This is a genomic window from Sphingomicrobium sp. (genome assembly GCA_036563485.1).
In the GTDB taxonomy this organism is placed as follows: domain Bacteria; phylum Pseudomonadota; class Alphaproteobacteria; order Sphingomonadales; family Sphingomonadaceae; genus Sphingomicrobium.
This window is the reverse complement of record DATCMI010000001.1, coordinates 1978806-1992548: the sequence shown is the minus strand read 5'-3', so window position 1 is coordinate 1992548 and position 13743 is coordinate 1978806. Positions and strand designations below refer to the sequence as shown.

General features: G+C 65.9%; 12 protein-coding genes and 1 pseudogene. 5 read left to right on the top strand and 8 right to left on the bottom strand.

Going from position 1 to position 13743, the window contains the following annotated elements:
- Positions 1–2: 2 nt before the first annotated feature.
- Positions 3–998, top strand: a complete 996-nt coding sequence (gene trpS / locus VIL42_10395) for a tryptophan--tRNA ligase (GenBank protein ID HEY8593256.1) — start codon at positions 3–5, stop codon at positions 996–998.
- Positions 999–1116: 118 nt separating this feature from the next.
- Positions 1117–1794, top strand: coding sequence for a DUF4136 domain-containing protein (locus VIL42_10390; protein HEY8593255.1), 678 nt, complete (start codon positions 1117–1119; stop codon positions 1792–1794).
- 138 nt (positions 1795–1932) lie between these two features.
- Here VIL42_10390 and dnaA read toward each other — a convergent pair whose 3' ends face one another.
- From dnaA to mutM, 3 genes are all read right to left on the bottom strand, one after another.
- Positions 1933–3300 (bottom strand): chromosomal replication initiator protein DnaA, encoded by a 1368-nt coding sequence (gene dnaA, locus VIL42_10385; GenBank protein HEY8593254.1) that lies wholly within the window; start codon positions 3298–3300, stop codon positions 1933–1935.
- 397 nt (positions 3301–3697) lie between these two features.
- Positions 3698–3961 carry a 30S ribosomal protein S20 gene (rpsT, locus tag VIL42_10380; GenBank protein ID HEY8593253.1) on the bottom strand — a complete coding sequence of 88 codons (264 nt, stop codon included), beginning with the start codon at positions 3959–3961 and terminating at the stop codon, positions 3698–3700.
- 95 nt (positions 3962–4056) lie between these two features.
- Positions 4057–4863: a bifunctional DNA-formamidopyrimidine glycosylase/DNA-(apurinic or apyrimidinic site) lyase gene (gene mutM, locus VIL42_10375; protein HEY8593252.1), complete on the bottom strand. Its 807-nt coding sequence runs from the start codon at positions 4861–4863 to the stop codon at positions 4057–4059.
- A 50-nt stretch (positions 4864–4913) separates the two neighbouring features.
- On the opposite strand from mutM, the gene VIL42_10370 reads away from it, so the two are divergent.
- Positions 4914–5645: a class I SAM-dependent methyltransferase gene (locus tag VIL42_10370; protein ID HEY8593251.1), complete on the top strand. Its 732-nt coding sequence runs from the start codon at positions 4914–4916 to the stop codon at positions 5643–5645.
- Positions 5642–7174: a 2-polyprenylphenol 6-hydroxylase gene (gene ubiB / locus VIL42_10365; protein ID HEY8593250.1), complete on the top strand. Its 1533-nt coding sequence runs from the start codon at positions 5642–5644 to the stop codon at positions 7172–7174. The genes VIL42_10370 and ubiB overlap by 4 nt, the downstream gene beginning before the upstream one ends.
- Here ubiB and VIL42_10360 read toward each other — a convergent pair.
- Complete coding sequence (locus tag VIL42_10360; GenBank protein HEY8593249.1) at positions 7151–7759, bottom strand: phosphatase PAP2 family protein; 609 nt, start codon at positions 7757–7759, stop codon at positions 7151–7153. The two genes, ubiB and VIL42_10360, sit on opposite strands and share 24 nt — an antisense overlap.
- Positions 7760–7832: 73 nt before the next feature.
- Between VIL42_10360 and coaBC the strand changes: the two are divergent.
- A pseudogene (coaBC, locus tag VIL42_10355) lies at positions 7833–8998 on the top strand (bifunctional phosphopantothenoylcysteine decarboxylase/phosphopantothenate--cysteine ligase CoaBC).
- On the opposite strand, the gene VIL42_10350 reads toward coaBC, so the two are convergent.
- From VIL42_10350 to dprA, 4 genes are read right to left on the bottom strand one after another with little or no spacing between them, the layout of a single operon-like run.
- A complete protein-coding gene (locus VIL42_10350; protein HEY8593248.1) occupies positions 8983–9735 on the bottom strand; it encodes a HesA/MoeB/ThiF family protein in 753 nt (250 codons plus the stop codon). The pseudogene coaBC and the gene VIL42_10350 overlap by 16 nt on opposite strands.
- The gene (dut, locus tag VIL42_10345) at positions 9732–10169 is read right to left on the bottom strand and encodes a dUTP diphosphatase (protein ID HEY8593247.1); all 438 of its coding nucleotides are present in this window, start codon (positions 10167–10169) and stop codon (positions 9732–9734) included. Before dut ends, VIL42_10350 begins: the two co-directional genes overlap by 4 nt.
- Positions 10166–12643 (bottom strand): type I DNA topoisomerase, encoded by a 2478-nt coding sequence (gene topA, locus VIL42_10340; protein ID HEY8593246.1) that lies wholly within the window; start codon positions 12641–12643, stop codon positions 10166–10168. The genes dut and topA overlap by 4 nt, the downstream gene beginning before the upstream one ends.
- A gap of 49 nt (positions 12644–12692) precedes the next feature.
- Positions 12693–13730, bottom strand: a complete 1038-nt coding sequence (gene dprA, locus VIL42_10335; protein HEY8593245.1) for a DNA-processing protein DprA — start codon at positions 13728–13730, stop codon at positions 12693–12695.
- Between the last annotated feature and the right edge of the window lie 13 nt (positions 13731–13743).

Here is a 13743-nt window from a genome sequence, read left to right as displayed (position 1 = left end):
CGATGCGCGTCCTTTCCGGCATCCAGCCGACAGGCGACCTGCACCTCGGCAACCTGCTGGGCGCCATCCTTCGTTGGGTCCGCATGCAGGACGAGGCGGAATGCCTGTTCTTCCTGGCCGACCTTCATGCGCTGACGATCGAGGTCGACCCAACGCAGCTTCGCTCCAACGTGCGGGAAATGGCCGCGGCGCTGATCGCCAGCGGCATCGATCCCGCGAAGTCGGCGCTGTTCCGGCAAAGCGCGGTCCCGGCCCATGCCGAGCTGTGCTGGATCCTCAACGGCACGGCGCGGATGGGCTGGCTCAACCGCATGACGCAGTGGAAGGACAAGGCCGGCAAGAACAAGGAAGGCGCGTCCGTCGCTTTGTTCGACTATCCGGTGCTCCAGGCCGCCGACATCCTGCTCTACCAGGCAACGCACGTACCGGTCGGGGAAGACCAGAAGCAGCATGTCGAGCTGACCCGCGACATCGCCCTCAAGTTCAACAATGATTTCGACGTCGAGCTGTTCGTGGTGCCCGAGCCGTTCATCGGCGGCGGCACGGCCGCGCGGGTGATGAGCCTTCGCGACGGCAACTCGAAGATGTCGAAGTCGGACCCGTCGGAAATGAGCCGCATCCACCTGACGGACAGCGACGAGACCATTGCGCAGAAAATCCGGAAGGCGAAGACCGATCCGGAGCCATTGCCGGATGATCCTGCCGGTCTCGAAGGCAGGCCCGAAGCCAAGAACCTCGTCGGCGTTTACGGCGCGGTTACAGGCGAGAGCGTCGAGGATGTGCTGGCGCGGTTCGCCGGCCAAGGCTTCGGCTCGTTAAAGCCGGAGCTTGCCGACGTCTTGGTGTCGCTGATTGCGCCGATCCGCCGCCGGCTCGAAGAGCTGCGCCGCGACACCGGCGAGCTCGACCGCATCCTGGCAGAAGGCGCAGATCGGGCGCAGGCGATTGCCGGGCCGGTGCTGGCTCAGGCCAAGGTTGCCGTAGGCCTCAGCGACTGAAGTCTCCGTCGGATTCCCGACGCTTCACCGCCCGGTCAGCACGCTTCATCGACGGTTCACGCACTTTCGCGCTATAGCCATGGTCCTAACGCGATTTTTCCGAATCGAAGGGTGTAACATGCGTATCTCGAAACTCGCTTCCGCCGCGATGCTCGGCGTTGCCGCGCTTGGCCTCTCGGCTTGCGCGCAAACTCTCAACACAACCGTGTCGCGCTATCAGGCCATGCCGGCGCCGCAGGGCCAGACCTTCTACATCACGCCGGGCAGCGGAATGGCCGCGAATGGCGGGCTCGAGTTCCAGAGGTATGCGGGCATCGTCGCTCAGCAGCTTCAGGCGCGCGGCTACACGCCGGCAGCCAATGCCCAGAGCGCCAACATGGTCGTCCAGTTCGGCTATAATGTCGGACCGGGCCAGGTTCGCGTCGTCAGCGATCCCTTCTATTATGATCGCTATCGTTTCGGCGGCTTCGGCTACAGCCCGTTCTCGCGCGGCTATTACAATCCGTTCTACCCGCGGTTCGGCTACGGCTCGCCTTACTATATGGGTTGGAACGACCCGTTCTGGTACGGCCGTGGCGTCGACAGCTATGTCGAATATCAGAGCCAGGTCGATCTCCATATCCGCGCAGCCGGCACCAACCAGCCGCTGTTCGACGGCCGCGCTCAGGCCCGTTCGATCACGGGTCGCCCGGACGTCGTGGTGCCGAGCCTCGTCGATGCGCTGTTCACGGGCTTCCCGGGACGCAGCGGTGAGACGGTGCGGATCACGATCCCGGCCCGCGCGCCCGGCCGCTAAGCCGGAGGCCAAGGCGTAGAGAAGAAGCGGGCCCGCCGGAGGTGATCCGGCGGGCCCTTTTCTTTCCGGCGTTTCGGGGCACCGGAAAGGCACCCTCCCGCTGACAAGCAACACGCGTCCGAGTGGACGCGTGCTGGGTCAGCCCTCCAATTGCCTCGTCAGCAAGCGGATGTCGGCATCCAGTTCGGCATCGCTCGCGCGCAGCTTTTCGATCTGGCGGACGGCGTGAATCACGGTCGTATGATCGCGCCCGCCAAAGCGCCGGCCAATGTCCGGCAATGACTTGGGCGTCAGCTGCTTGGACAGATACATGGCGACCTGCCGCGGCCGGGCGACTTCGCGGGCACGGCGGGCAGACGTCATCTCGGCCTTACGGATCCGATAATGCTCGGCGACCTGGGTCTGGATCTCGTCGATCGAAATCCGCCGCTGGTTGGCGCGCAGCACGTTGGCGAGCACTTCCTCGACGAACGCAACGTCGATCGTGCGGCCCGTCATCATTGCATAAGCGCCGATGCGGTTGAGCGCGCCTTCCAGCTCGCGCACCGACGAGGTCACGCGCCGCGCGAGGAAGTCAATGACGGGGCGCGGCATTTCGACACCCGGCAGCGCCTCGAGCTTCGCGCAGATGATGTTAAAGCGCAGCTCATAGTCGGCTTGGTTGATATCGGCGACGAGGCCCCAGGACAGGCGCGACAAGATGCGCGGCGCAATGCCGTCGAGGTCCTGCGGCGCACGGTCGGAAGTAATCACCAGCCGCCGTCCGGCGGTGATGATCTCGTTCATCGTGTGGAAGAATTCTTCCTGGGTCGAATCCTTGCCGGCGATGAACTGGACATCGTCGATCAGCAGCAGGTCGGCATTGCGCAGCCGCTGCTTGAAACCGATTGTATCGTTTTCCTTCAGCGCGCGAATGAACTCGACCATGAACTTCTCGGCCGACATCGACACCACGCGGGCGCCGCGGTTCCGCGCAAGAAATGCGTGGCCGATGGCGTGAAGCAGATGGGTCTTCCCGCGCCCGGTGCCGCCGTGGATGAACAGCGGGTTGAAACTGACCGTCGGCGACGTCGCGAGGGTACGGGCGGCCGTCGCGGCGACTTCGTTGGCCTTGCCGACGACGAAGGTCTCGAAACGATAGCGCGGGTCGAAGTTCGGCGCGCTCGGGTCGCGCTCCGTCGGCGCGGGGCTTTCGTCCAGGATCAGCAGCGGCGCCGGCCGCGGTGCGTCGGACGCGGCGACGACGCGGACTTCACGGACGATCGGCAGCACCGTCTTCCATGCGAGGGCCAGCCGCTCGCCGAAATGCGAGCGCACCCAGTCGGCCATGAACTGGCTCGGCATTACCAGGTCGAGAGCGCCGCTGTCCGGCTCGAACGATCCCAGTTCGGCGGGCTTCAGCCAGCCGTCGAATGTGCGCGCGCCGAGGTCGCGGCGGAGTCCGTTGCGAATGGAGTCCCAGGCGGCCTCGAGCGGCGCCGTAACCGGTGCCTCGCTGCGCCCCACGATCGAATTCGCTCCCTCCGCCTGCACTCTCGCGTGCCTCCCTTCCTCAGCCCCCAGCCACGAGACAAAGCATCTCCGTTGCGCGCGATGCGAGTCGCGCGCTCGAAGCTGTTTTTCTCTCTTGCCCCCAGCGCGGATTCGCGCCCGGAAGGGTCTTTGTGTGATTGTCGGGGGCGGCATGCAAGGGCCGTTTTTTCACACAGGTGAAATAAAAGCGCTTGACATAGGAAAGGTGGGGAAACTCAACGAAAGCCGCAGAAAACCGCCAATTTTTTGGTTATCTTCAAGTTAACGCGGCCGCGAATCGCGGGAATTGCTACGTTTTTTGGTCAGTCCCAAAACAAGACGGGCCGCCGGTTTCCCGACGGCCCGTTTTGAACCTTGTTGAGGACTGTTTTCAGCCCAGCGAGGCAACCCGCTTGGAAAGCCGCGAAATCTTCCGGGCGGCCGTGTTCTTGTGGATAACTCCACGGGCGACGCCGCGAGCGATCTCCGGCTGAACGGCCTTCAGCGCCTCGGCGGCATCGGCCTTCTTGCCCGAAGCGATCGCCGATTCGACCTGCTTGATGAAGGTCCGAATGCGGCTGACGCGCGAATGATTGATCGTCGCCCGATTGGCGTTGCGACGGATGCGCTTCTTGGCCTGCGGCGTGTTCGCCATGAAATCCTCTTTAGTGCTCAGCTCAATGAAAAAGCGGCGCAAAGCCAAACGGCTGCGCCGACGTGAGGCTCCCCTAGCTGCAAGTGCCCTTCAGGTCAACGCTGGCAACGCGGACAATAGAAGGTCGAGCGGCCGCCCTGGACGAAGCGGCGGATCGTCCCGCCGCACCCGCAAGGCTCCCCTTCCCGGTCATAGGCGCCGAAGCTCTTCGGGAAGTAGCCGAGTTCACCGGAAGGAGCGGCGAAATCGCGCAATGTCGATCCGCCCGCCGCTATGGCCTCGTCGAGCACGTCCTTGATGGCCGGGACAAGGCGCTCGAGGCGCTCCCGGGACACGCTACCGGCCGCCCGTTTCGGGCTGATGTGAGCGCGATGCAGCGCTTCGCAGACGTAAATATTGCCAAGGCCGGCCACGATCCCCTGGTCGAGCAGCATCTGCTTGATCGGCGCCTTGCGGCCGGCGAGCCGCCGCTTGAGCTCGCTGGCGTCGATCTCGAACGGCTCCGGCCCGAGCGCCTTGACCGCCGGCAATTCGTTCAGTTCCTCAGTGCGTACGAGGTCGAGCGAGCCGAACCGGCGTGGATCGTTGAGCGCGAGGCGGTGCCCGTCATCCGTGTCGATGATAAAGTGGTCGTGCTTGCCGATCTCCTCCGGGTCGATCCGCCAACGCCCCGACATGCCGAGGTGGAAGACCAGGGTGTCGCCGCGGTCGGTGTCGATCAGCCCGTATTTCGCGCGCCGTCTGAGATCCGTCACGGTCGAGCCGGTCAGCCGCTGGCCAAGTCCCTCAGGCAAAGCTCGACGCAGGTCGGGCCGGCGCGCTTCGACCCGTTCGACCCGGCGGCCTTTAAGCACGCGCGAAAGGCCGCGGATGGTGGTCTCGACTTCGGGAAGCTCCGGCATTCACCAGCGATATGGCGGAGGCTCCTCAAGGCCGCTAGAGCCGCACGCGAATGAGCGACAAAGTAAATTTCGGCGACGAGCTCGTCAGCCCCGAGGAGAAGACGCGGCGCGTCGGCCAGGTCTTCAGCTCGGTCGCGCGGCGCTACGACGTGATGAACGACCTGATGTCGGGCGGCATGCACCGGCTGTGGAAGGACCGCTTCGTCAATCGGGTGAAGCCGCGCGCGGGCGAGCAGATCCTCGATATGGCGGGCGGCACCGGCGACGTCGCGTTCCGCATGGCAAGGCGCGGCGCCGAGGTGACGGTGTCCGACATCAACGCCGACATGCTCGAGGTCGGCAAGCAGCGAGGACGGCAGCGCGGGCTGAGTGGCGTGCATTGGCAGGTGGAGAATGCCGAGAGCCTGACGTTCGATGATGCTGCGTTCGACGCCTACACGATCGTTTTCGGCATCCGGAACGTGACCGACATCCCTGCAGCGCTCAAGGAAGCGCATCGCGTGCTGAAGCGCGGCGGCCGTTTCTTCTGTATGGAATTTTCGTCGAGCGACTGGCCGGGCTTTTCGGACCTATACGATGCCTGGGCCTCGACCATGATCCCGCGCATCGGCAAGGCCGTTGCCAATGACGAAGAAAGCTACCGCTATCTGGTCGAAAGCATTCGCCGCTTCCCGCGGCCGAATGCCTTCCGTGCGATGGTGACGGACGCAGGCTTCGTCCGCGCCAATGCCGAGCCGATGCTTGGCGGCCTCGTGACCATCCATTCAGGCTGGAAGATTTGACGACCGCCGTCACTCACCTCTGGCGGCTTGCGAAGTGGGGACGCACGCTGGCTCGCCACGGCGCGTTGCGCGGCATTGCCCGCGACCCGATGACTCCGCCGCAGGTCCGCCGGCTGGTGCGAATCCTGAGCATCGGCACGCGCAGGCGCGACACGCCGCAATATGCCGACGCGCTGGTGGCGATCGGCCCGGCGGCGGTGAAGCTGGGCCAGGCGCTGTCGACCCGGCCGGACCTGGTCGGAGCCGAAGCGGCCGCGAACCTGTCGCTGCTCCAGGACGACCTGCCCCCTGCGCCCTTTGCCGAAATCCGCAAAATCATCGAAAGCTCGTTCGACGCGCCGCTCGAGAGGCTGTTCGCAAGCTTTGACGAAGTGCCGGTCGGCGCAGCCTCGATCGCGCAGGTCCATCGCGCCGTCACCACCGACGGAGTCGAGGTTGCCGTCAAGGTGCTGCGGCCCGGCGTCGAGGAAGAGTTCGCCAAGGCGCTGGAGACCTACGAATGGGCAGCGGCGCATGTCGAGCGCTATGGCGGCGAAGCGCAGCGGCTGCGCCCGCGCCTCGTCGTCGCTCACTTCCGCCAGTGGACCGCTCGCGAGCTCGACCTGCAGCGCGAAGCCGCGTCGGCATCCGAGCTGCGCGAGAACATGGTCGCGATTCCGGGCTATTATGTGCCGGCGATTGACTGGCGCCGCACCGCGCGTCGCGTTCTGACGCTGGAATGGCTCGACGGGGTCAAGCTCAACGACCGCGAAGGCCTGATTGCCGCCGGTCATGATTGCTCGGCGCTTGCACAGATCCTCGTGCGCGCCTTCCTGCGCCAATCGGTGGTCGACGGCTTCTTCCATGCCGATCTCCACCACGGAAACCTGTTTGCGCTTCCGGACGGACGCATCGCCGCCATCGACTTCGGAATCATGGGCCGCGTCGACCGCCGCGCCCGCGTCTGGCTGGCGGAGATCCTGTACGGCCTGATTACCGGCAATTACCGGCGCGTCGCCGAAATCCATTTCGAAGCGCAATATGTGCCAGCGCACCACAATGTCGAAGAGTTCGCGACTGCTCTCCGTGCAGCCGGCGAGCCGATCCGCGGGCTTCCGGTCAAGGAGATCTCGGTCGGCCGGATGCTCGAGAGCCTCTTCTCGATCACCCGCGATTTCGACATGCCGACCCAGCCGCATCTGCTGCTTCTGCAGAAGACGATGGTGATGAACGAGGGCGTCGCAAGCGCGCTCGATCCGGACATCAACATGTGGGAGACGGCCGAGCCCTTCATCCGCGACTGGATCCGCGACGAACTCGGCCCCGAGGCTTATTATGCGGACCGGATCATCGACCTGGTGCGCGCCGCAAAGAAGGTGCCGGAACTGATCAACCGGCTCGATGAATATTACCCGCCGCGCGGTGCCGCGCCCCCTGCTCCGCCGCTCGCCGATGTCGAGATCATCGAGCACCGGAATGTCGGTGGGTATGTGCTTGCCGGCCTGATCGGCGCACTGCTCGGCGCGCTAGGCTTCCTCTTCCTCGCTTAGCTCATCGCGGGTCGCCGCCGACCAGGCGAGGTCTGTCGCCTTTTCCGCTGCAAGTCCAAGAGCGAGACCGGCCGTGACGTCGGTCGGATAATGGGCGCAGCGCACGATCTGCAGAAGCGCGAGAAGCGTCGCGCCGCCGACCGCCGCAATGCCGTATTCGGGAAACTCGCGGCTGAACGCGCGCGCGGCGGCGATCGCGCCGGCGCTATGACCTGACGGGAAGCTCGTCACTTCCTTGTCGGAGCGCTTGCCGCGCTTCGGCTTCTTGTCGTCCTTCGATTCCGCACTTCGCGGGCGCGTGCGCTCGATCTCCGTCTTGATCGCGTCCTTGGCGATCGTGGCCGCCTCATGAGCGACGATCATCCGTGACCCGGCGCGTGCAAGGCGGCGATCCTGTCGCAGCAGCCCGGCAAGCAGCAGCGCCCCGGAGATCATGCGCAGTTGCGGCTGGTCGGCGAGCTTGCTGACCGGGTGAAGCGCGTCCATCGCTTTGCTCTCGGCATACGGGCCGAGCAGCTCATGCGCCTGATGATCGATGTTCAGAAGCGCCCTTCCGGCGCGCCGTTTTTGCTTGTCCAGGTTCATGGACTGCCGAACGGCCAACCGGCGCAATCGGGCCCACTCGACTTGGACGGCCGTGCGGCGCTAGGTGGCGGTCATGGCGCGAGTGCTACTGATCGTTGGCGGCGGGATCGCGGCTTACAAGAGCCTGGAGCTGATCCGGCTGCTCAAGAAAAGCGGGCATTCGGTGACCCCGGTGCTGACCAGGGCCGGCGAGCAGTTCGTCACCCCGATGAGCCTCGGCACCTTGGCTGAAAGCCAGGTCCATACGTCCCTTTGGGAGCTGAAGGACGAGGTCGAGATCGGCCACATCCAGCTCAGCCGCGCTGCGGACTTCATCCTGGTCTGCCCGGCGACGGCAGACCTGCTGGCGAAGATGGCGGCCGGCATTGCCGACGACCTCGCCACCACCTTGCTGCTCGCGACCGACCAGCCGGTCGTGGTCGCTCCGGCGATGAACGTGCGCATGTGGCTGCATGCCGCGACGCGCAGGAACGTCGACCAGCTGAAAGCCGACGGCATCCGCGTCATCGAGCCTGCCGAAGGCGAAATGGCGTGCGGGGAATTCGGGCCAGGCCGTTTGCCTGAGCCGCAGCACATCCTGGAACAGCTCGCCGACCTGCTGAAGTGACTCTGCAGGGCAAGCACATCCTCGTGACGGCCGGGCCGACGCACGAGCCGATCGACCCGGTGCGGGTGATCGCCAATCGCTCGTCCGGACGCCAAGGCTTTGCTATTGCCTCCGCGGCTGCGGAAGCAGGTGCGCGCGTAACTCTGGTGGCCGGACCGGTGGCGCTCGACACGCCCGCGGGTGTCGATCGGATCGACGTCGAGACGGCTGAGCAGATGGCCGACGCCGTGTTCGCCGCATTGCCCGCCGACGCCGCCGTGCTCGTCGCCGCCGTCGCCGATTGGCGGGTCAGACCGTCGCCGACCAAGCTCAAGAAGGGCAGCGGTCCGCCTCAACTCGAGTTCGAGCCAACGCGCGATATCCTAGCGGAGCTAGGCGCGTCGGAGCAGCGTCCAAGACTCCTGATCGGCTTCGCCGCGGAGACGGACCATGTGGTGGAACATGCAGTCGAGAAACGCGCCGCCAAGAAGTCCGACTGGATCGTCGCAAATGACGTTTCCGGCGACGTCATGGGCGGGCAGCGCAACCGCGTCCATCTCGTGACCGCCGACGGCGTCCAAGATTGGCCGGAGGGTGCGAAGGACGAGGTGGCGCGGCACCTCGTCGCCAGGATTGCTCAGGCCCTAGGTTGACCGCAGGCGCGGCACCCCGCGTCCGGCGGAATCCGGACCGGCCGCCAGCTGAGCTTCTGTCCGTCGAAAATGTGCACCGTGCCCCCCTGGTCAGGACCGACGCCGACGACCGAATTGACGGCCAGTAGCGCCGCGAAGCTTCCGACGGTCGCCGTCAGCGCCCCGAGCACGCCGAGCTCCGCACAATTGTCGCAATCGTCGCTGTCGAAGGCGTCGCCGACAAAGCAGCGATAGCAGGGCGTTGCGCGGAACAGCCCCACCTGCCCCTGGAACTGAACCGCCGCCGCGGAAAGCAGCGGGATACCGAGCCCAACGCACGCGTCGCTGACTGCCAGCCGTGTTGCGAAATTGTCGCTGCCGTCGATCACGAGATCGTGTCCTTCGAGCAGGCGACGCGCATTCTCAGGACTGACCCGCTGCTGCACGGGCTTCGCCTGCACGAAGCGGTTGAGCCGCTGGACGAACTGCAATGCGAGGTCCGCCTTGGAATAACCGATGTCGCGCTCCCGGAAGAGCGGCTGGCGATGGAGGTTTTCGACCGACACGACGTCGTCGTCGATGATCGTCAGCCGCCCGATGCCCGCTCCGGCGAGCGCCGGGATGACGGCGCTGCCGATCCCGCCGGCTCCGACGATGGCGATGCTCGCTTCCTTGAGCTTGCGCTGCCCGACGCCGCCGACCTGCGGCAGCACGATATGGCGCGCGTAGCGCTCCAGTTCTTCGTCCCGGAGGTTCACCGGCCGGTGGAGCCGAAGCCGCCAGCTCCCCTGCCCGTTTCGCTGAGCTCGGTAACTTCCAGGAAGCTCGCCTTGAGCACCGGCGCGGGTACCAGCTGCGCGATCCGCTCCCCGCGGCGGACCTCAAACGGCTCGCTTCCAAGGTTGGCAAGAATGACCTTCACCTCGCCGCGATAATCCTCGTCGATCGTGCCAGGCGTGTTGAGGCAGGTGATGCCGTTTTTCAGCGCCAGCCCCGAGCGCGGCCGCACCTGAACTTCGTACCCCGGCGGAATGGCGATCGCGAAGCCGGTGGCAACGGCATGGCGCTGACCGGGCGAGAGGGTCAGATCCTCGGCCGCGACTACGTCCATCCCGGCGGCACCGTCGGTCGCATAGGACGGCAGCGGCAAGCCTTCGCCATGCGGCAGGCGCTTGAGTTCGATCTCGATCATTTGGCTTTCTTCTTCGCCGGCGCCTTACGGCCACCCTTCTTCTTGGCCGGTCCCTTGGCGGCACGCTCGTTGATCCACTGCACCGCTTCCTCGAGCACTACCGACTTAGGCTCGCTGCCCTTGGGGATCGTCGCATGGGTCGTACCGTCGGTCACGTACGGGCCATAGCGGCCGTCCATGACCTTGATCTCCTTGCCGCTCTCGGGATGAGGCCCGAGTACGGCGATCGGCTCGCGCGCAGCACCGCGGCCGCGGCCCGCACCGCTCGCCGCGTCGGCGAGCTTCGCCACCGCCGCGTTCATGCCGGTTTCGAACACCTCCGAGGTTGAGCCGAGCTTCGCATATTTGCCGTCGTGCGCGAGATAGGGTCCGTAGCGCCCGATGCTGGCGGTGATCGGCTTGCCGGTCTCCGGATGCGTGCCGACCTCGCGCGGCAGCGACAGCAGCCGCTCCGCGACTGCGGCATCGACGTCCGACAGAGGGATGTCCTTCGGGATCGAGGCGCGTTTGTCGCCGCGTTCGACATAAGGACCGAACCGTCCGCTCTTCAGCTGGATGTCGTTACCGAGATCCTGCGGGCCGTCGCTCTGCGCCTGATCACCGCCCTGCCCGAACTTCTGCGTATATTTGCACTCCGGATAGTTCGAGCAGGCGACGAAGGCGCCGAAGCGCCCGCCGCGAAGCGCCAGCCGTCCGTTACCGCAATTCGGGCATAGCCGCGGGTCGCTGCCGTCGCCCTTGTCGGGGAACAGCCAGGGTGAGAGGAAGTCGTCCAGCGCCTTGGTGATCTCGCTCGGCTGCTGGTCCATGACCTCGCCGGCCTTCGGCTTGAAGTCGCGCCAGAATTCGTCGAGCAATTTCTGCCAATCGAGCCGCCCGCCGGACACGTCGTCCAGCTCTTCCTCGAGCTCGGCCGTGTAGTCATAGCTGACATACTTCTCGAAGAAGCGCTCGAGGAAGGCCGTCACCAGCCGGCCGCTCTCCTCAGGAATAAAGCGGTTCTTGTCGGTACGGACATATTCGCGGTCCTTCAGCGTCTGAAGGATCGACGCGTAAGTCGACGGACGCCCGATCCCGAGCTCCTCCAGTCGCTTGACGAGGCTGGCCTCCGAATAGCGCGGCGGCGGCTGGGTGAAGTGCTGGGTCGCCTCTACGCCGGTCTTCGTCGGGGCGTCGCCTTCGCGCAGCATCGGCATGCGCGCGCCCTCTTCGTCCTCCGCCTTTTCGTCGCGGCCCTCTTCGTAGAGCGTGAGGTAGCCTGGGAAGAGCACGACCTGCCCGGTCGCGCGAAGTACCGCCTTGCCGGTTCCGTCCTTCAGCTCGACCGTAGTCCGCTCCAGGCGCGCCGACGCCATCTGGCTCGCGAGCGCCCGATTGTAGACCAGCTCGTAGAGCCGCGCATGATCGCCCGAGCCGGCGCGCGCCTTGCTGAAGTCGGTCGGGCGGACCGCTTCGTGGGCTTCCTGCGCATTCTTCGCCTTGCTGGTGTAGTGGCGCGGCTTGTCGGGGACGAAGCCCGCGTCGTAGCGGCTGGCGATCGCCTTGCGCGCCGCGCTCACCGCTTCGGGCGCCATGTCGACGCCGTCCGTCCGCATGTAAGTGATCAGCCCGTCTTCATAGAGGCCCTGCGCGATCCGCATCGTGTGGCTGGCGGCAAAGCCGAGCTTGCGCGCCGCCTCCTGCTGCAGCGTCGAGGTGGTGAAGGGCGGCGGCGGGTTCTTGGCGAACGGCTTGGTCTCGACCGAAGAGACAGTGAACCGGCCGGCTTCGACCGCAGCCTTGGCGGCGTCCGCCTCGCCCTTGTTCCCAATCGTCAGTCGGTCGATCTTCCTGCCGTCGAACTGCACGAGCCGGCCGGTGAAGCTCTGCCCATCCTTTTCGAACGTCGCGCTCACCGCCCAATATTCCTGGGGGCGGAAGATCTCGATCTCGCGCTCGCGGTCGACGATCAGGCGCAGCGCCACAGACTGTACGCGGCCAGCGGACTTCGCGCCCGGAAGCTTGCGCCACAGGATTGGCGACAATGTAAACCCGACCAGATAGTCGAGCGCGCGCCGTGCCCGGTAAGCGTCGACCAGGTCTTCATCGAGGTTGCGCGGCTTGGTCATGGCTTCCGTGACCGCGGCCTTGGTGATCGCGTTGAACGCTACGCGCTGCACGTCCTTCGGCAGCGCCTTCTTCGCCCGAAGCACTTCCTGGACGTGCCAGCTGATTGCTTCGCCCTCGCGATCCGGGTCCGTGGCGAGGATCAAAGTGTCGGCCTTTTTCGCCTCGTCAGTAATCGCCTTCAGCTGCTTCGAGCGATCAGGCGACACCTGCCACAGCATGTCGAAGCCCTTGTCCGGATCGACCGATCCGTCCTTGGGCGGCAAATCACGCACATGGCCGAACGACGCGAGCACCCGGTGCCCGCTGCCGAGATACTTTTCGATGGTTTTCGCCTTGGCCGGCGATTCGACGACGACGAGCTTCAAAATCTTTCCTCACGCATACGCGTAAGGTGGGAGCCGGGGATTCCAGTCGTCAAGCTTCTCGCAGGCTCACCTTCCCGCCGGCGTGCCGGTCAAGCCTTCCGGCAAGGTCCAGTTCGAGGAGCGCCATCTGCACCGCGCCCGAGCTTGCACCCGACAAGCGAATGATCTCATCGACGGGCGCCGGCGACGGGCCGAGCAGGCTTTCCACCGCTGCCAGCACGTCATCGCTCTCCACAAGGTCGGGGGCCGCATGATCGAAGGGTGCCGCCGTCGAGCGCACCTGGGCGGCATAGGGACGGATCGCTTCGGCCACGTCCGCCGCATTCTGGATCAGGGTCGCGCCGTCGCGGATCAGCTGGTTGCAGCCCTGCGCCCGCGGGTCGAGCGGCGAGCCTGGCACCGCCAGCACCTCGCGCCCCGCCTCTGCCGCGAGGCGCGCCGTTATGAGCGAGCCTGAACGCGGCGCCGCTTCGACCACTACCGTGCCGCTGGCGATGCCGGCGATGATCCGGTTGCGATAGGGGAAGTGGCGCGCACGCGGTTCGGTCCCCGGCGGCATTTCGGCAATCACCAGGCCGCGTTCAAACATTGCCTCCTGCCGCGCCTGATTTTCCGGCGGGTAGAAGACATCGACGCCGCCTGCGATCACGCCGACGGTGCCGCTGGCGAGCGCGCCGTCATGCGCGGCGCTGTCGATCCCGCGCGCCAAGCCGGACACCACGACCAGCCCTTCCTGCCCGAGATCATGGGCGAGGCCGCGGGCGAAGCGGCAGGCAGCCGCGGAAGCATTGCGGGCGCCGACAATGGCCACCGCCTGACGGTCGAGCAGCTGGACGTCGCCCTTCGCTACCAGCAGCGGCGGCGCGTCCTCCAGCTCGGCGAGCAGCCGCGGGTAGAGCCCCTGCCCGAGCGCGAGGTAACGGGCGCCGAGCTTCTCGACCCGCGCAATCTCGCGCTCCGCATCGTCTCGCGAGCGCAGCACCGGCGGCTTTCCCCCACCTCGGCGCGCAAGGTCGGGAACGGCGGCGAGCGCTGCCGAGGCTGTGCCGAAGCGGGCGATCAGCTGGCGGAAGGTCACCGGCCCAATGCCTGGCGACCTC

Bases quoted from the DNA above. Each gene is read 5' to 3' on its own strand.
- VIL42_10360 (HEY8593249.1), bottom strand. From the start codon at position 7,759: ATGAACCTGGACAAGCAAAAACGGCGCGCCGGAAGGGCGCTTCTGAAC.
- VIL42_10370 (HEY8593251.1), top strand. From the start codon at position 4,914: ATGAGCGACAAAGTAAATTTCGGCGACGAGCTCGTCAGCCCCGAGGAG.
- rpsT (HEY8593253.1), bottom strand. From the start codon at position 3,961: ATGGCGAACACGCCGCAGGCCAAGAAGCGCATCCGTCGCAACGCCAAT.
- VIL42_10390 (HEY8593255.1), top strand. From the start codon at position 1,117: ATGCGTATCTCGAAACTCGCTTCCGCCGCGATGCTCGGCGTTGCCGCG.
- mutM (HEY8593252.1), bottom strand. From the start codon at position 4,863: ATGCCGGAGCTTCCCGAAGTCGAGACCACCATCCGCGGCCTTTCGCGC.
- dut (HEY8593247.1), bottom strand. From the start codon at position 10,169: ATGATCGAGATCGAACTCAAGCGCCTGCCGCATGGCGAAGGCTTGCCG.
- trpS (HEY8593256.1), top strand. From the start codon at position 3: ATGCGCGTCCTTTCCGGCATCCAGCCGACAGGCGACCTGCACCTCGGC.